The sequence below is a fragment of the Xenorhabdus sp. PB30.3 genome (genome assembly GCF_963895965.1).
Taxonomy (GTDB): domain Bacteria; phylum Pseudomonadota; class Gammaproteobacteria; order Enterobacterales; family Enterobacteriaceae; genus Xenorhabdus; species Xenorhabdus stockiae.
Map to the genome: position 1 here is coordinate 94,588 of NZ_CAWQMW010000001.1, position 17,393 is coordinate 111,980.

The window sequence follows — 17,393 nt, forward strand, 5'->3', positions numbered from 1 at the left end:
CAAAGCGCTGGCAAAAAACCAGCGCTTTTCTCTATCTGATCTATCTAACCTGACTTTATCCGATTATCTGTTAATCCCTACTCAAAAACGCCAGAACGCTTTCGAACACAGGATCAAAATAGGATAGATTTCCAGCCTTCCCAATAACATAGCAGCACACATCATCCATTTCGCTACTGCACTAAGATTGCCAAAACCTTGTACTGTATCGCCGTAACCTACTCCCATGTTATTGATACATGCAGCAACCGTGGCAAATGAAGTCACCAAATCATAACCAAGAAGATTTAGCGCCCAAATAAAGAAACAGCTACAAAAAACATATAAGAAGAAAAAACCCCAGACCGAACGCAGTACCCTTTCCTGCACAGGTGCCTGACCAACTTTAATGGTTGAAATCGCATTCGGATGAATAAGTTGATTAATCTCACTGAAACTTTGTTTTGTCAGGATCAGGAAACGTAATGCTTTGATGCCTCCACAAGTGGAACCAACACAGCCACCAAAGAAACTGACAGCCAATAACATCAACATCGTATGGGGTGGCCACTGTGCATAATCGGAAGTCGACAGACCATTATCTGTCATCATTGAACTGGTCATAAAGAAACCATGCACAAATGCATCTTTCAGCCCATACATGCCGGAACGGTATAACTCCAGCCAAATGATGCACACTACGATGAAAAGTACCAACAGGAAAAATTTAAACTCTGCATTTTTCAGTAACGGTTTAAGGCTTCTCCGGGTCAGAATGACAAAATAAAGTGTGAAGTTAACTGCCGACAATATTGAAAAAACACCGCCCACCATTTCAATCAGGGAGTTATCATAATAGCCAAGACTTTCATTGCGGGTCGAAAATCCTCCCAGGGAAACCGTTGATATCCCATGACAAATGGCATCAAACCAAGACATCCCGGCAGCCCAGAAGCTGAACGAACATAGTCCACCCAATAACAGATAAACTACCCATAGGCTTTTGGCGCTATCAGCCAGACGTGGGGTCAATCTCTCCTCTTTAAATGGGCCCGGCATTTCTGACTGATAAAGTTTTACGCCACCAATGCCAAGTAGTGGCAGGATAGCCACAGCAAGAACAATCACGCCCAAACCACCGATAAAGTTCAACTGGGCACGATAGTAAAGAACGGATTTAGGTAGTGTAGAAACATCATTCAGTACTGTTGCTCCGGTGGTTGTAATACCGGATACACCTTCAAACATGGCATCAACAAGATTAATATTCAGGCTTTTATCCAGTACGAAAGGCAAGGCACTCAACAACGAAAAGAGCAACCAGAACAGGACGATAATAAGGAATCCGTCCTGAGTACTGGGTTGTATTTTTGTTTTTCGAGTGAAATACCACCCAACGCCGCCAAAAATCAACCCGATTATAAAAGTTTCTAAAAAAGCAAAAACGCTTTTTTCTTTATAAAATAGGGCAACAAAAGTAGGCAGCAACATTGAGAGGCTGTAAAGGAGCACCAGAGAACTGCAAAGATGCCCTACAATCAAAAGTTGGTTTTTTCTGACCATCTGTTAGCTCAAACAGAAAACAAGGGGGAAATCATCAAAATATATAACTATGATAATATAAAATTTAAATATATTCGTCTAATTAACATTATTCGTGTATTAGCGCATTGTGAACTGGTGAGAATCCTTTTAGAGCGTTATACTGGCGGGCAATTTTTGTTAACCGATGATGACAGTCCATTGCAACATAACACCGTTATTTTACGCCAGTTGGGTATTCAGCCCTACGAGCCGGTTTCTGAAGCCATGCACCAGTTCACCGAGCAACGGACAGCGGAAACTACCGATGAAATCTGGTTTGTCCAACATGAGAAAGTGTTTACACAAGGTCAGGCGGGTAAAGCAGAACATATAATTGCCGCAGGTGATATTCCTGTTATTCAGTCCGACAGGGGTGGGCAAATCACTTATCATGGTCCCGGGCAGCAGGTCATGTATATTTTGATCGACTTGAAACGCGCTAAGCTCGGGGTTCGTCAGCTAGTCACCGCGATTGAAAATACCGTTGTCGAAACGTTAGCTCATTTTGGCGTTGAATCTTATGCCCGGGCCGATGCGCCGGGGGTATATGTCAATGGTAATAAAATTTGTTCATTGGGATTGCGTATCCGCAAAGGGTGCTCTTTTCATGGGCTGGCATTAAATATTGCAATGGATTTACAGCCATTTTTGCGCATTAATCCATGTGGATATGCAGGTATGCAAATGACCCAGCTCAGTGACCTCGTTACCGGGATCACGGTTGAAGATGTACAGCCCGTTCTGGCACAAAAATTCTGCCAGATCTTGGGATTCCAACTCACCGATGAAAGATGATATAATTTTTTAACATTTTTCAAAAAAATTTGAATAGTCTTATTGCCCCGATGAATTTGATGCTGAATTTAGTTTATTAATCAGCAAAATAGCAATCAGGCAATAAATTACAATCTGAAGAATATAACTGGAACCAGCACGATTATGAGTAAACCAATTCAGATGGAACGTGGTGTCAAATACCGCGACGCAGATAAGATGGCTTTAATCCCTGTGAAAACAGTGGTTACAGAACGTGAAGCACTCTTGCGTAAACCTGAGTGGATGAAAATCAAACTTCCTGCGGATTCCAGCCGCATTCAGGGAATCAAAGCTGCAATGCGCAAAAATGGGCTGCACTCCGTCTGTGAGGAAGCCTCCTGCCCTAACCTTGCAGAATGTTTTAATCACGGAACAGCAACCTTTATGATCCTGGGTGCTATTTGTACCCGCCGCTGCCCGTTCTGTGATGTAGCACATGGCCGACCAAACGCGCCTGATGCTAATGAACCGATTAAACTTGCGCAAACCATTCAGGATATGGCGCTACGCTACGTTGTTATTACGTCAGTTGACCGTGATGACTTACGTGACGGCGGAGCACAGCACTTTGCTGACTGTATCACTGCAATCCGTGAAAAAAATCCATCAATTAAAATTGAAACTCTGGTACCGGATTTCCGTGGTCGTATGGATCGCGCACTGGAAATTTTGACCGCAACACCACCTGATGTGTTTAACCACAATCTGGAAAACGTACCACGTATGTATCGTCAGATCCGTCCGGGTGCTAATTATGAATGGTCATTAAAATTACTGGAAAGATTTAAAGAAGCACATCCGGATATTCCGACTAAATCTGGCCTGATGGTAGGTTTAGGAGAAACTAACGAAGAAATTCTGGAAGTGATGCGTGATTTGCGCAAACATGGCGTTACGATGCTGACATTGGGGCAGTATTTACAGCCTAGCCGCCACCATTTGCCTGTACAGCGTTATGTCAGCCCGGCAGAATTTGATGAAATGAAAGAGGCAGCCTTAGAAATGGGCTTTACCCATGCAGCCTGTGGCCCGTTTGTTCGCTCATCTTACCATGCAGACATGCAGGCCAAAGGCATGGAAGTCAAATAAGCGATACCACTACTGATGAATCTTGTTCTTGCTGTATTTATCGGTGGTGGCATAGGCAGCGTCTTACGCTGGTTTATCAGCCTCCGCCTGAATCATATCTCAGCGCCGATTGCCGTCGGGACTCTGACGGCTAACTGTGTTGGCGCATTTATTATCGGGCTGGGGCTGGCTTATTTCAGTAAAGCAACACATATCGATCCCGTCTGGAAACTTCTGTTAACAACAGGCTTCTGTGGTGGCCTGACGACGTTCTCTACATTTTCTGCTGAAGTGGTTTATTTATTACAGGCAGGAAAAATCAGCTGGGCGTTGGGCAGCATTCTGGCGAATGTGATTGGTTCATTATTGATGACCATGCTCGCCTTTGCTGTGATAAACAAGCTCTGAGACAGCGAGTATCAGGAAACATAAAAAAACCCGTTTTTATAACGGGTTTTCAAAATACGGGATTAGAAATTAGATCGCGACAACGTTTGCAGCAGATGGACCTTTCGCACCCTCGGTGATTTCAAATTCAACTTTTTGGCCTTCTGCCAGTGTCTTGAAACCATTTGATTGAATGGCGGAAAAGTGTACAAAAACATCTTTGCTACCATCTTCTGGAGTGATAAAACCAAATCCTTTAGATTCGTTAAACCACTTAACGTTACCTTTAATTTTAGACATCAAACTTACCTTTAATAAAAATGACACAAACTCCGTGCTACATACAGTACAACAAATAATATAGCTTACTGTCTGCAACCTAGATCACGAAATATATAACAAAATGCGAAAAACGCACGTTTTGTTTAATTTCATTGATTTATTTTATACGCCAATCGCCATTTCACAAATCAATTGGCGTTTCATTTTAGTTTTGTTTACTTTTTTACCTTCTTTTTCTTCTCGTGCTCCAGCAGCCATTCCTTAATATTCAGCCCCCCTGTATATCCGACTAACTTACCATCATGGCCAATTACCCGATGGCAGGGGACAATCAGTGAAATAGGATTACGTGAGTTCGCCATACCAACGGCACGACAATAATTTACCGAACCCAGTGTTAGTGCTAATTGTTTGTAACTCCACATCTCACCAAATGGGATATTACAGAGCTGCTTCCAAACCCGCTGCTGAAATTCAGTTCCCTGCATACTTAAAGGAACCGTAAATGTATCTCGCTTTCCTTTAAAATATTCTTGTAACTCTTTTACACACTGCTTAGTTATCGCATTTTTAGATTCTAATTCTTTCTTTTCATTAACAAAATAAATACTAGTAACGCCTTCATCATTAGCAGTGACGTGCACATAAGGTTTAGGAAAACCTTCTGGAGTATTCAGATAATGGTGATACATAAACTACCTCCATTTAATTTATTGTTAATAATTTCTGCACTATTTCTATACTAGCCTAAAGCTCTCCTTCATCAATTTGCAATGATGAATTCAGTTACACATCTGACAATTTGATAAAGAAACCATACCGCCTACTGATAATAAAAATCAGAGGATTGCCAATAAGATATAATACCTTACTTTTAATAACACACATTCAAAAAAGATAAAAACACCATATATTGACACAAAAAATAAATACAAATCCATATATAGTATCGTTCTCATAAAGAGATTATCAAAGTGTAATGCATCAATACTCTTTTTTATTCTTCAATAAGTGCCCGGATCAATAAAGAATTTTACCAGAAGAGTGATAATTTATGGCAAACACCATTGGATCACGGGTAGTTATACTCATCGAAAATCAGATGCAAACACTTTTCATCTGGCAGCGATAACAAATAAATCTCAACGTATATCCTCCCCCAGAAGAGATAAACTCCTGAGGAGTTATTTTTCATCCCAGCCATGACATCAATATTTTTTCTATTAAATCACGCTGTCTGCAATGAAAGATTCAAATTAAGTCTTAAATGCAAACAGTTATCTACAAAACAGATTATCTTTTGATTAACAATAATAAACAATAATTTGTCAGCATATCTCAACGCTTCGGTATATAGCTTGGAAAATTTATCTAGATTAAGCCATTAAAGAGAATATACCTTTTCACAAAGCTAAATATTTATTACATGACAATTAAACCCAAAGTTAAGAATTTATATAACGTATTCAGTTATTGTCCAAAACAAGCTGTTAATTTATTGAAATTCAACTACGATAAATCTGAACATTTGCAAAAAAAGCAGGATGTATGTCTTCATAATCGCCTGATAAAACTGTTTAAAAGCCAGAAAAATATCAATAGACAAGATAATTGTATAAGTTCAGATAACTAATGACGGGAAATTCTCCACAATAAAAACAGTATAATTTCCGATCAGGCCAATTTTCCCTCATGCCATATTTAAATGCGGCAAAGAATATAATCAGGGTATATACATTGGTGAGAAAATTTAGAGCCCGATAAAAAAAACACCGGAAAAAAGAGATTCATGGTGATGCAGAAAAATGATAACTCAGACAGGGATCCTGTTCAGACAACATTCAATACGCTCTTCTCCAGAATAACCAGAAAATCCATAAAGCAAAAATCCTTTCCTCTGCTCCTGTTCGTAGCCACACATAAATTTATTAACAAATCAACACCCATATCTCTGGTTACTCCATTTTTTCGATCAAAATCATTGTTCTCAATAATATTTATTAAATAATTTAGACATTTCACATTTTCACTTTTATTATATTTTGTTAATGTTGTTTTACCTGTTAACAAAAAAATAAATTACCCTATGTCGATACCTGATACACCCGTGCCCGATAGCTTAAGTTCAGACACGCCGATAAATGACCACACTATAACAGGCAAAAGTTCCTCATTTATTGAAGGTATTTTTGATAGTCTCCCCATTGTCATCGGCTATATTCCAATCTCTTTTGCTTTCGGTCTAAGTGCAGTCAAACTGGGTTTTTCTCCTCTCGAAGCCATATTTTTTTCGTGTGTTATCTACGCAGGTGCCAGCCAATTCGTCATCACAGCATTACTCAGTGCAGGTACATCTTTATGGATTGCAGCCCTGACGGTTATGGCGATGGATATCCGCCACATTCTGTATGGCCCAGCCTTACGCTATCGGCTCAAGCAAAAGTTATCCCAAAAGAAAACAGTTATTTGGGCGTTCGGATTAACCGATGAAGTTTTCGCTGCTGCTACAACGAAATTAATAAAAGATCAGCGCAGCTGGAGCGAAAACTGGATGGTCGCCATTGCCATGTGTTCGTGGCTGTCATGGGTATTAGGCACAGTAGCGGGCGCATTGCTGGGTAATGGTTATCTCGAATCTTACCCCGCTATTGAAGCAGCAATGATATTTATGCTGCCAGCCCTGTTTTTAAGTTTTCTGCTCTCTTCCTTCAAAAAACAAAATAGTTACTGCGTTATTGCTTCTCTGGCAGGCGCGTTAATAGGTGTCATGTTTTTTTCTATCCCGGTTGCCATTCTGGCAGGAATTATTGGTGGCTGCTTAGGTGCTCTTGTACAAGCTCACCTAACTCAAGTGGGGGAAAAAGCATCTCATGATTGATCATAAGATATTCATAATTGGAATGGTTGTAGGAATAGCCAACTTTTTGTTCCGCTATCTGCCACTGTGCTTTGGCTCGAATCGTTCTCCCGGCGCAAAAATGGGAAACATCGGGATCATATTGGACAGTATTGGAGTGGCATCAATTTGTTCGCTCCTCATCGTTGCAGGAATTCCTGAGGTGATGCGGGCACATAACAAGTTTTTTCCTACACTGTTGGGCTGTCTGGCTATCGGTATATGCTTCTATAAGACGCGTAGCATTATCATATCTACACTGTCCGGAGCAGCCATTTTTGGATTAACATTCAAAGTATTTATGAATTAGGTATCAATATTAAAAGAAATATGATGATAATAAATAACTATAATTGCTAAATTTAACTTTTAATATAGTATTTGTATGGTTTTTAACAGAAGTTACTTTACCGGTTGAAACTAATAAGGTATCTAAACAATGGAAAGTTCATTCACTCCCACAGAAGAGTTGCTTAATTGCCGTGTTGCACAGCAAAAAGAGTTGAACAAAAGTTTGCCCTATCAAGAGATATTACTGACTCGCTTATCGATGCATGTCCAGAGTAAGATGCTGGAAAATAGAAATAACATGCTGAGAGCTCAAGGAATCAACGAAACCTTGTTTATGGCACTGATGATCCTGGATACCAAAGAAAGTCGCAGCATTCAGCCATCAGAACTTAGTGCAGCGTTGGGTTCTTCTCGTACAAACGCAACTCGAATTGCTGATGAATTAGAGAAGCAAGGCTGGATAGAAAGAAAGGAGAGCCACAACGACCGCCGTTGTCTCCATCTTCATCTGACAGAAAAAGGTACAATTTTTTTGAATAGTTTACTCCCGCCTCAGCATGAGTGCTTGGTTAAACTTTGGTCTGCCCTTGATCTGGAGGAACAAAAACAATTAGAGAATTTGATGAGAAAATTGCTGACACAGTTGGATAATATTGGGGATTGTTTGAAAAAGTGATTGTTTCTCCCTGAATAGTACTGAGTCAAAAAATCACATTATGGCAATATGACCTAAAAAAACTTTTCCGCTAGCCTGTATCATTTGATACTTCATATGGCTAACGATTATCCTCTGATAATAATCAATCCCATAAGTCTATCTTTTCCAGTAGTGTCATCTACACTACTGGAATTGAATGGTTTTTATGATATTTATGTCATACAGCAACATAAACAGAAATTACGGAGATTCACTATGAGTTCTAGTGAGGGAAATCCAGTACCACCAACTTCGAATCAACCTCAAAAAAATATGAGAAACAAAAAACGCTCTCGTAGCAATGCATTGATTTTAATCTCTTTATTATTTCTCATCGTCGGAGTTATTTACACCATTTACTGGTATCTCTTCTCGCGCCACCAGCAAGAAACGGATAACGCCTATGTCACAGGCAATCAGATTCAGATCATGTCTCAGGTGAATGGCAGTGTTACCACGGTCTATTTTGATAATACCGATTTCGTGAAAAGTGGTAGTGTTCTGGTCCAGCTCGATCCTAAAGATGCAGAACTTGCACTGGAAAAAGCACAGAATGGACTTGCCATGGCGGTTCGGAACACTCAGCAACAGATAGTTAATAGTGAAAAATATCAGGCAATCATTGCACAGAAAAAAATTGCCCTCAGAAAAGCACAGAATGATTTTGACCGCAGGAAAATACTGGGTAGCCGAGAAGTAATTGGTAAAGAAGAGCTACAACATGCTTATGAAAGTGTCGCGCTTGCTCAGGCAGATTTGAATGTCGCAATTGAACAGTACAATAGTAATCAGGCTGTTATTTTGCATACACCGCTGGAAAAACAACCCGCAGTGGAAAAAGCAGCCTCCGATGTCCGTGATGCCTGGCTGAATTTACAGAGAACCAAAATTATCAGCCCTGTAGACGGGTATGTTTCCCGCCGTAATGTACAGATAGGCTCCCGTATCAATACAGGAACGCCTTTGATGGCTATCGTACCCGCCACCGGCATGTGGATTGAAGCTAACTTCAAAGAAACCCAGCTCGTTAATATGCGGATTGGTCAACCAGCAAAAATCGTCAGCGATTTTTACGGTGATAAAATCGTGTATAAAGGAAAAGTTGTCGGCCTTGATATGGGTACAGGCAGCGCATTTTCTCTGCTACCTGCTCAAAATGCCAGTGGAAACTGGATCAAAGTTGTCCAGCGCCTGCCTGTCCGCATTGAAATTGACTCAGAAAACCTGATAAAACATCCTCTCCGCATCGGGCTATCAACAAAAACCACCGTTGATACAGCGGATACCAACGGAATTGCCTTATCCACTACTGAACGCATTAAACCAGCCTATCACACAAATGCGTTGGCGATAGACATGTCTCCTGCAAACAAAATAGTTACTGACATCATTAATAGTAACTTAAAGAATTAATTATAAGGGGGAGCCATGGTAACACGAGCACCACTTACAGGCGCAAAACTGGCGTTAGTGACCATTTCTCTCGCAATGGCTACTTTTATGTTGGTCTTGGATTCAACCATTGCCAATGTTGCCATACCAACTATTGCGGGGAATTTAGGGGCATCAAACTCCCAGGGAACATGGGTTATCACCTCGTTTGGGGTTGCCAACGCCATATCCATCCCCATTACCGGCTGGCTGGCAAAACGTATTGGTGAAGTCAGGCTGTTCATCTGGTCTACCGCACTGTTTACCCTCTCTTCATGGCTGTGTGGGATCTCAGGCAGCCTTGAGATGTTAATCGCTTTTCGTATTATTCAGGGATTAGTAGCAGGCCCAGTGCTTCCGCTTTGCCAAAGCCTGTTATTGAATAACTACCCACCAGCCAAGCGGAATATGGCGCTGGCACTCTGGTCTGTCATGGTGGTGGTTGCTCCCATTTGTGGCCCGATACTGGGCGGTTATATCAGTGATAACTACCACTGGGGCTGGATTTTCTTTATCAATGTCCCTCTTGGTATCGGAATTATCTTTGTCACAATGAAACTCCTGCGGAGCCGGGAAACCAAAACAGAAATTAAACCGATTGATACAGTTGGCTTAATTTTACTCATCGCAGGTGTCGGATGCTTACAGATCATGCTTGATAAGGGTAAGGAGCTGGATTGGTTTAATTCGACTGAAATTATTATTCTCGCAACTATCGCTGTTATTTCATTAGTGCTTTTGGTCATATGGGAATTAACCGACGATAACCCCATTATCGACCTTTCATTGTTCCGGGAGCGTAATTTTACTATCGGAACATTGAGTATCAGCCTCGCCTTTATGTTGTATTTCGGCAGCATCGTTCTGCTACCGCAGCTACTACAGGAAGTATTTGGCTATACCGCAACATGGGCTGGTTTTGCAGCCGCCCCGGTGGGGATACTCCCGCTGTTACTGTCACCACTTTTCGGTAAATATGGTCATAAAGTTGACATGCGTGTCCTCATCACCTTCAGCTTTATTGTTTATGCTATCTGTTTTTACTGGCGGGCATATACATTCGAACCAGGAATGGATTTTGCAGCGGCGGCATGGCCCCAATTCTTACAAGGGCTTGCGATGGCCTGCTTCTTCATGCCACTGACAACCATCACTTTGTCAGGTTTGGGGCCTGAACGCATGGCATCCGCTTCCAGCCTGTCAAACTTTACCCGTATATTATCAGGCTCAATTGGTACATCGATCACAACCACACTGTGGACACAACGTGAATCGATGCACCATGCAAACTTTACCGAGCAGATCACCCCGTATAACCCCAATTATCAGCAGGTTCATCAGCAACTCTCTCAATTGGGAATGAATGATCAGCAAATTGCCGCCTATCTGGCAAAAGAGATCACTCATCAGGGGTTGATCATTTCAGCTAATGAAATTTTTTGGATTTCAGCAGGTATATTCTTGATCCTGATATTACTTATCTGGATGGCGAAACCACCTTTTGTAGCAGGAAAACAGGGTAGTGGCGGAGCACACTGAGCGGATTTTATATTTCCGTTCATGGTTTTTCCGACAATTGCCGCTCATTCTCTGACTGAAAGAACCCGGGATCATTCGGGTTCTTCAGGCAGTGACGCTAACACAATTTCAATAACCTTCTCTTTATTTTTATCAATAAAAAAATGGCCGCCCTGAACATATTGTACGGTTACACCTTCACTGGATAATTCTGACCAGGCATAGAGTTCAATTGGTTTAATGTCCGGGTCTGAATCTCCGCTTAAAACGGTTATCGGGCTTTTCAACAAGCACCGTTTTATCGGATAAGTTTCGGCCATTTTAAAATCAGCCCTTAAAAGCGGCAGCAAGAAATCCATCAGTTCCCTGTTTAACAGGACTTCATCCGTAGCACCATTCATTTCCCGTAATACACAGATAAATTCATCATGCGGTAAGTCGTGAGTTACGGGGTAATTATGTCTCAAATGCGGAGCTGTACAGCCTGATGCAAACAAATGCACAGGAACCGGATAACCACGGGATTGAAGTTTGCAGGCAAGCTCAAATGCCACCCGGGAGCCCAGACTGTGTCCGATGAAAGCATATGGGATTGTCGTAATAAATTCTGCATGAGCCACTAATTCATCGATCAGTAATTGCAAATCTTCATATGGCGCTTCATCAATCCGGGTTGTTCTACCCGGCGGCTGTACGGCAACAATTTCAATATCATCCGTAAAATATTTAGCCCAGTCATGGTACGTCTTGGCAGAGCCCCCCGCATAGGGAAAACAGAATATTCTCAGCCTCGGGTTATGGATCGGCTTAGGTATAATAAATAGCTTATTACTCTCCAAACTACCCTCCTGTTTTTCCATAAATTACCTATTCATATGCGTATTGCGAGAGCGCAGCTGTTCTTCCGCTAACGCAATCAAATTTGTCAGAGACGGGCGCTGATAAAAGGCCTTAAGTTTTAGCTCAATACTAAAATGGGCATTAATTTTTGCCAGCAGGCGTACAGCCATCAGAGAATCTCCTCCCAGCTCAAAAAAATTGTCCTCCGGCGAAACAGTGCTGCGATTGAGAGCCTCACTGAAATGGGAACAGAGCTGTCTGGCAATCTCAGAGTTAAATTCACACTCCACATGTTTCTCTGTCAGTGGAGAATGTTGGTTTTGCCCTAATATCAATAAAGCGGCAGTATCAATCTTATTGTTTATGGTATAAGGGATAGCATCGATTACCCGCCATTGCGTTGGGATCATATAATCCGGCAATTGGCCTTGCAGGTGCTGTTTGACCAGATCAATAAGTTGATGAGGGCTCTCCATAACCCCCGAAGCTGGCACCAAATAACCACAGAGCCGCTCATGGGGCTGTTTTTCAACAACGACGACAGCTTTATCAATATTCGGTACTTGCTTAATCCAAGATTCAATCTCTTCCGGCTCGATACGATAGCCTCGGAGTTTTATTTGCTTATCCTTCCGCCCCAGACACAACAACGTGTTATCCAGAGTAAAACAACCCAGATCACCGGTTTTATAAAGCCGTTCGCCGTTGATACAGGAGAAAGTATCTTCAATAAATGCAGCCACTGTTAAGTCGGGACGCTGCCAGTATCCTTTCGCGACCCCCGCACCACCGATAAATAACTCACCAACCACTCCGGCTGGCTGATGGCAGCCCCGTTCATTGAGAACATACATCTGTGTATTGGCAATGGGAGATCCAATTGGTAACACCCCCTGATTCCTTTGGAGGTCTGACCCGATATTCAATCGCTCGACACAACAACCCACAACCGTTTCTGTCGGGCCATACTCATTAAAACACACACTTTCAGGCACAATAGCGCTCAGATACTCCAGATGGATACGACTCATTTGCTCGCCACCGACGACGACCACTTTAACGTCCAGCGATGTCTGTTTCTGCCCCAGACTGAGTGCCAGATGCTCCAGTTGTGAAGGTGTTGTTTTCATTAATCCCAGTGGCTTATTCAGTTCTAATAGGCGCAGTAATGGCCCATCCTGGCTATCCTGACTGGCTTGTGAGGAGAACAGTATGACATGTCCCCGTGCCATTAACGGCAAAAGTAAACTGGTGATAGTGGCATCAAAACCGAAGGATGTTGTTACGGGAACACCCAGCCCACCTAAATCATGGGATTTTGTCGGAATATAGGTTTGTGCTGCCCAGTTGAGATAGTTATTCAGCCCCTTACGATAAACTTCAACGCCTTTGGGTTTGCCTGTCGTACCGGAGGTGTAAATCATGTAACAAAGGCTGTTATTCTGGGGAATTTGTTCCCATTGAGGGACTAAGGCACCAAAGTTTCTGTTGTCTCTGCTGGCCGTTTCCCATTCGCGCGTCAGCTCAATAACAGGCGTATTGAAACGCGATATCTCCGCAGCCAAAGACGCATTTTTACCCTCGACACCACTTTCCTCAATCACAACAGCGTCAGGGCAGGCATCTTCAATAATCATCAGCAAACGGTTAAGAGGTAAATGGCTATCGACAGGTATCCAGACAATGCCTTCCATCAAACAGGCAATAATAGTCGCCAGAGTCAAAGGGGTAGCACCGGAGAAAATCACAACCCGGGCCTGCTGCGCCGTTTCTGACGTAATATGCCGGCGTAACTCATCAGCGATTTTCTGGCTCAGAGAATATAGTTTTTCATAACTCATACTTTCATCATGTGAGCCAGTTAAATATTCAACTGCTGTTAACTCAGGCTCTGTACTTAATTGGCGCAAAAAATGCTGACAGAAGTCTTCCTGAAAGAGAGTATCGGTCTGATTGAATGCCAGTACCTGACGTTGGTAATCATCCTCGCTCAGCAAAGACTGAGCCAATACTTCCTGATCAGCATTAAGAGTCATCGCGGTACATAACTGCTGATAGCTATTGATTAATACGTCAGAATAGTCTGCCGCAACATGGTTATATTGATATTCAAAACATAGCTCCACGGTATCAACGTGATTCACCACAAACAACGTCAGTGGGAATTTTCCCCCGACCGGCGTTAACTCATGTAAATAAGCACGAGTACCGGGTAACCTCCAATCTGTCTGACCGACAAAATAGTTGTACATCACATTAAATAACGGAGTTTGTGAGGTCTGCTGCGCATGGCTGACACTGCGCACAATAGAGCTGTAAGGAAATTGCTGATGCTGTATACCGGTATAAAGCTGGTTACTCAGTTGAGTAGCAATATCGGCAAAACTGATTTTCGGGTGGAAGGTCACTTTAATGGGTAACACATTGATAAAATAACCTATTGTTTTATCAAGACGTGCATCATCCCGCAAAGAGGTGGGGACGCCGAACACAATCGTTTGTTGTCCCGTCAGTCGGTATAGCAGCGCAGCGTATACAGTGAAGTAAGCAAGTGCCGGTGAAATACCCAGACCAGAAGCACAGTGATTGAAAGTATTAGCTAAATGCGAGTCCAGCAAACGTCGAACCATACCGCCCTGCTCACTCTTTGAGGAGACGGGATTACCAATAGCAAACTCCAATCGGCCATCTACTCCGGACAATTCATTCAGCCAGTAAGTTTCATCACCATCCAAGTAATCACCACGCAGTAACTCGTCCTGCCAAATTGCAAAATCAGCGTACTCGAGGATATCGGCTCCTGCATCATCACCGAATAACCGTTCTCCTGCGTATGCAGTCGCAATGTTATTGAGAATTAAGGCAACAGAATCATTGTCACAAATCAGGTGATGAAGGCAAAAATGCAGAATATGCCGTTGCTCTCCTAATTTGATCAACAGAAAGCGGGCTAAACCGGGCTGGCTCAATGTAAATGGCGTTTCCAGATTATTCTGGCAGTAAGCCAGTGCACGTTGCAGTTGCGACTGCTGATGATCATCCGGGATCTCATTTTGCCCGGACAGATCTACAACCGTCACCGGTAATTCAACCACAGGGTAAATATGCTGCACCAGCCCCTGTTCAGTTTCGACAAATGCCGTACGGAAAGCTTCACTGTTTTGGATCGTCTGTTCAATGGCATCCAATAACCTCACCTGATCCAACGTTCCGACCAACTCGTAGGTGACAGGCACAATGTAGAGCTGTTTTTCGGTCAACTGCTCCGCCAGCCATAAATCTTGCTGACCGGCAGAGGCCTGTATTTCATCAATTTCAAAGGTACGTTCCATCTCAGTATCAGTATGCATCTGGTCTTTCATCTTATTCATGCCTGACTTTCCTTCCTGCCATTTGGATGTAAAATCGCCGCTAAGTTGCGGTGCAACTGGCTGATGAGAGACTCAGCCTCACCATATAACAGGCTCGGAGCACTGGATACTTCCAGATTCTTCTGTACTTGTTCGATGGCCTCGTAATCCTCTTCCAACGCTTCCGCCAAATACTCCACATCCAGCTGGCATACTTCCTTAATCTCTTCATCTGCGTTATGGATAAAGTTGAAGGTCTTCGACCACGTTTGATTAGCCGATACAGGATGGTAAAAAGAGACAAAAACATGATAAGGCTGCACCCCGATAATCACGTTAGGGAACAGTAAATAAGTCGCAACCATTTCCCGGCGTATCTTATGAGGAGTTTGCTGGCGAACCTGAGCCAGATTTTTCAGCGGAGTCAGAATACGGCCGTGCTGGGCAAAAGAATCCAGTGAGTACAATTGACCATTCAATGTGGGTGCCAGACTGTTCCGGTGCAACGACTGAACGTGATAGTATTCGATAAAGTTTTCAATCAGCAGTTTCCAGTTAGCCTGCACCATTCTTTCGCGGGAATTCAGCAGTTGATGCTGTTCAAAACCGATGGCTGTCATTTGATCTTCAATGGCAGCGAACCAGTTATCCAGCGAAAAATCAGGTTTAGGATCGCTCGGCATTTGCCACAACATACCGAATCTTTGTCGGGCATTAATTGAATTCAGTGAACGGTATTGGTCTGGTATTTCGGGGAAGGCTTCCCGCCAGCGCGCAGCAATTAAGTGCCCCTGATGGCTGAATGACCAGCTATGATAAGGGCAAACAAAGGCTTTCTTGCATCCTTCCGTCTGGTTTTCCAGCCTTGCTCCCCGATGTGGACACACGTTTGCAAATACAGCACAGCGATCACTGTCTACTTTGCTTACGATCATAGGAACACGGCCTTGGTAATCAACCGTAATAAAATCCCCGATATTTTCCAGTGACTGAATAGGAGTTATAAACTGAGGGATTTTTTTCCACAGCTTTTGCTGTTCGTCCTTAAAATAATCCTGACAAATATAGTGTTTAATCTGGCTTTCATAGATCCCAACGGGTTGCGTTGCAATAAAAGAATTACGCTGACTAAGTATGTCGATAAAATAATCAGAATAAGGAGAAAATACGTTATTCAGAACGCCTTCACCATCATCAAGCGAACTGACTATTGTTCCGCTCATTACACATCTCCTTCAACCAGAGTCATATCTGTGAATGTATAAGACTGGGTTATGCACGACTGAGTTATATAGGTATTGTAAAAATCGAAATAACGATAAACGAAATCCAGATTTGGTACCGCAATGCCCATTCGTTGACTGAGATTGATAAAAGAAGCGAGCAAGGTTTCAGCTTCTGTTTCTTTGCCATGAAGTACATCCAGCACCAATGAGGATTTAAAATCAGGAATCGACATCAAATATCCCATAGACTGACGACGAAAATTTTCACTATCTCCGACGTATCCTGCCTTCTCACCAATAGCCGTACATTCATCAACAATCGCCTGTATCACGGCTCGGGAACTGCTGTTACGCATCGCTGTTTCTACGCCGGAACGGACTAACCCACACACGGAAGCCGCCGCATTCAGGGTGTTTTTAGCAAATGCTTTATGCTCTATATCTGTACAGCCTTCGAAGGGAATGCCCACGCGGTTGAGCAAATCCAACGCCGCTAAAATGTCCGTTTCTGGCCGTTCTCTGATTCTTTTGATCTGCTCAGGGACACCAAGATAACTGGTTTTCAGGAACCTTAATTTCAGTTTTTGTTTCCCGTGCTGAGTCACAGAGAAATTGAGCACTCCTCGGATAATGGTGACATCCAGAGCTTCATCAATGAATGTCCGTTCAGTGGCAAACCCATTCTGAAATAAGATCACCGGGCCTTTAAGACGGTTTTTATGGCGGGACAATTGCTGACAAATATGCAGGTTGGAAACGGTTTTACTGCACACATACAGTTGATCAAACTCTTTAGCCAAAAAAGCACTGTAGTCGGTAAGATGTCCATCAATAGTAATGCTACCGAGATCCACACTCGCGGCGTATTCTGGTTTTGTCTCATCGAACAGCTGTATTTGGCTGATCGGATGTGCCTGATGTCTTGTACCGCGTGAAGACAATAAAAAAACCTGGCACCCTTGTTGTTTACATTGATGGGCTAAGTAACACGCAACCGCCCCCGTACCGATAATGCCTATTCTGAGCAT

Annotated in this window: 15 protein-coding genes; 8 read left to right on the plus strand and 7 right to left on the minus strand. The window is 42.8% G+C overall.

Going from position 1 to position 17,393, the window contains the following annotated elements; all coding sequences use genetic code 11:
• Positions 1-81: 81 nt before the first annotated feature.
• Positions 82-1,542 carry a TrkH family potassium uptake protein gene (locus AACX38_RS00335; protein ID WP_099121684.1) on the minus strand — a complete coding sequence of 487 codons (1,461 nt, stop codon included), beginning with the start codon at positions 1,540-1,542 and terminating at the stop codon, positions 82-84.
• Positions 1,543-1,722: 180 nt separating this feature from the next.
• On the opposite strand from AACX38_RS00335, the gene lipB reads away from it, so the two are divergent.
• The 3 genes from lipB (at position 1,723) to crcB (ending at position 3,855) form a co-directional block, all read left to right on the plus strand.
• On the plus strand, positions 1,723-2,358 hold the full coding sequence (lipB, locus tag AACX38_RS00340) for a lipoyl(octanoyl) transferase LipB (RefSeq protein WP_099121736.1): 636 nt from the start codon (positions 1,723-1,725) through the stop codon (positions 2,356-2,358).
• A gap of 144 nt (positions 2,359-2,502) precedes the next feature.
• Positions 2,503-3,468 carry a lipoyl synthase gene (lipA, locus tag AACX38_RS00345; RefSeq protein WP_228862791.1) on the plus strand — a complete coding sequence of 322 codons (966 nt, stop codon included), beginning with the start codon at positions 2,503-2,505 and terminating at the stop codon, positions 3,466-3,468.
• 12 nt (positions 3,469-3,480) lie between these two features.
• On the plus strand, positions 3,481-3,855 hold the full coding sequence (crcB, locus tag AACX38_RS00350; protein ID WP_099121682.1) for a fluoride efflux transporter CrcB: 375 nt from the start codon (positions 3,481-3,483) through the stop codon (positions 3,853-3,855).
• 69 nt (positions 3,856-3,924) lie between these two features.
• Here crcB and cspE read toward each other — a convergent pair whose 3' ends face one another.
• Both cspE and AACX38_RS00360 read right to left on the minus strand, forming a co-directional pair.
• Complete coding sequence (gene cspE, locus AACX38_RS00355; RefSeq protein WP_045969514.1) at positions 3,925-4,134, minus strand: transcription antiterminator/RNA stability regulator CspE; 210 nt, start codon at positions 4,132-4,134, stop codon at positions 3,925-3,927.
• A 197-nt stretch (positions 4,135-4,331) separates the two neighbouring features.
• Positions 4,332-4,808 carry a methylated-DNA--[protein]-cysteine S-methyltransferase gene (locus AACX38_RS00360; protein ID WP_099121681.1) on the minus strand — a complete coding sequence of 159 codons (477 nt, stop codon included), beginning with the start codon at positions 4,806-4,808 and terminating at the stop codon, positions 4,332-4,334.
• 1,394 nt (positions 4,809-6,202) lie between these two features.
• Here AACX38_RS00360 and AACX38_RS00365 point away from each other — a divergent pair.
• The 5 genes from AACX38_RS00365 (at position 6,203) to emrB (ending at position 10,970) form a co-directional block, all read left to right on the plus strand.
• On the plus strand, positions 6,203-6,994 hold the full coding sequence (locus AACX38_RS00365) for an AzlC family ABC transporter permease (protein WP_228862792.1): 792 nt from the start codon (positions 6,203-6,205) through the stop codon (positions 6,992-6,994).
• Positions 6,987-7,322: an L-valine transporter subunit YgaH gene (ygaH, locus tag AACX38_RS00370; protein WP_099121679.1), complete on the plus strand. Its 336-nt coding sequence runs from the start codon at positions 6,987-6,989 to the stop codon at positions 7,320-7,322. The genes AACX38_RS00365 and ygaH overlap by 8 nt, the downstream gene beginning before the upstream one ends.
• 129 nt (positions 7,323-7,451) lie before the next feature.
• Entirely contained in the window at positions 7,452-7,979 is a 528-nt protein-coding gene (gene mprA, locus AACX38_RS00375; RefSeq protein ID WP_099121678.1) for a transcriptional repressor MprA, read from the plus strand.
• A gap of 237 nt (positions 7,980-8,216) precedes the next feature.
• A complete protein-coding gene (gene emrA / locus AACX38_RS00380) occupies positions 8,217-9,413 on the plus strand; it encodes a multidrug efflux MFS transporter periplasmic adaptor subunit EmrA (protein WP_255711869.1) in 1,197 nt (398 codons plus the stop codon).
• Between the two features lie 15 nt (positions 9,414-9,428).
• Positions 9,429-10,970, plus strand: a complete 1,542-nt coding sequence (gene emrB, locus AACX38_RS00385) for a multidrug efflux MFS transporter permease subunit EmrB (protein ID WP_228862793.1) — start codon at positions 9,429-9,431, stop codon at positions 10,968-10,970.
• Positions 10,971-11,041: 71 nt separating this feature from the next.
• On the opposite strand, the gene AACX38_RS00390 is transcribed toward emrB, so the two are convergent.
• From AACX38_RS00390 to AACX38_RS00405, 4 genes are read right to left on the minus strand one after another with little or no spacing between them, the layout of a single operon-like run.
• A complete protein-coding gene (locus AACX38_RS00390; RefSeq protein WP_228862794.1) occupies positions 11,042-11,809 on the minus strand; it encodes a thioesterase II family protein in 768 nt (255 codons plus the stop codon).
• Between the two features lie 3 nt (positions 11,810-11,812).
• The gene (locus AACX38_RS00395; RefSeq protein WP_228862795.1) at positions 11,813-15,160 is read right to left on the minus strand and encodes a non-ribosomal peptide synthetase; all 3,348 of its coding nucleotides are present in this window, start codon (positions 15,158-15,160) and stop codon (positions 11,813-11,815) included.
• Positions 15,157-16,362 carry an aromatic ring-hydroxylating oxygenase subunit alpha gene (locus AACX38_RS00400; RefSeq protein WP_228862796.1) on the minus strand — a complete coding sequence of 402 codons (1,206 nt, stop codon included), beginning with the start codon at positions 16,360-16,362 and terminating at the stop codon, positions 15,157-15,159. Before AACX38_RS00400 ends, AACX38_RS00395 begins: the two co-directional genes overlap by 4 nt.
• Complete coding sequence (locus tag AACX38_RS00405; RefSeq protein WP_228862797.1) at positions 16,362-17,393, minus strand: ketopantoate reductase family protein; 1,032 nt, start codon at positions 17,391-17,393, stop codon at positions 16,362-16,364. Before AACX38_RS00405 ends, AACX38_RS00400 begins: the two co-directional genes overlap by 1 nt.

Bases quoted from the DNA above. Each gene is read 5' to 3' on its own strand.
- AACX38_RS00335 (WP_099121684.1), bottom strand. From the start codon at position 1,542: ATGGTCAGAAAAAACCAACTTTTGATTGTAGGGCATCTTTGCAGTTCT.
- AACX38_RS00365 (WP_228862792.1), top strand. From the start codon at position 6,203: ATGTCGATACCTGATACACCCGTGCCCGATAGCTTAAGTTCAGACACG.
- emrB (WP_228862793.1), top strand. From the start codon at position 9,429: ATGGTAACACGAGCACCACTTACAGGCGCAAAACTGGCGTTAGTGACC.
- lipA (WP_228862791.1), top strand. From the start codon at position 2,503: ATGAGTAAACCAATTCAGATGGAACGTGGTGTCAAATACCGCGACGCA.
- AACX38_RS00360 (WP_099121681.1), bottom strand. From the start codon at position 4,808: ATGTATCACCATTATCTGAATACTCCAGAAGGTTTTCCTAAACCTTAT.
- emrA (WP_255711869.1), top strand. From the start codon at position 8,217: ATGAGTTCTAGTGAGGGAAATCCAGTACCACCAACTTCGAATCAACCT.
- cspE (WP_045969514.1), bottom strand. From the start codon at position 4,134: ATGTCTAAAATTAAAGGTAACGTTAAGTGGTTTAACGAATCTAAAGGA.
- mprA (WP_099121678.1), top strand. From the start codon at position 7,452: ATGGAAAGTTCATTCACTCCCACAGAAGAGTTGCTTAATTGCCGTGTT.
- AACX38_RS00400 (WP_228862796.1), bottom strand. From the start codon at position 16,362: ATGAGCGGAACAATAGTCAGTTCGCTTGATGATGGTGAAGGCGTTCTG.
- AACX38_RS00390 (WP_228862794.1), bottom strand. From the start codon at position 11,809: ATGGAAAAACAGGAGGGTAGTTTGGAGAGTAATAAGCTATTTATTATA.
- ygaH (WP_099121679.1), top strand. From the start codon at position 6,987: ATGATTGATCATAAGATATTCATAATTGGAATGGTTGTAGGAATAGCC.
- AACX38_RS00395 (WP_228862795.1), bottom strand. From the start codon at position 15,160: ATGAATAAGATGAAAGACCAGATGCATACTGATACTGAGATGGAACGT.
- AACX38_RS00405 (WP_228862797.1), bottom strand. From the start codon at position 17,393: ATGCTCAGAATAGGCATTATCGGTACGGGGGCGGTTGCGTGTTACTTA.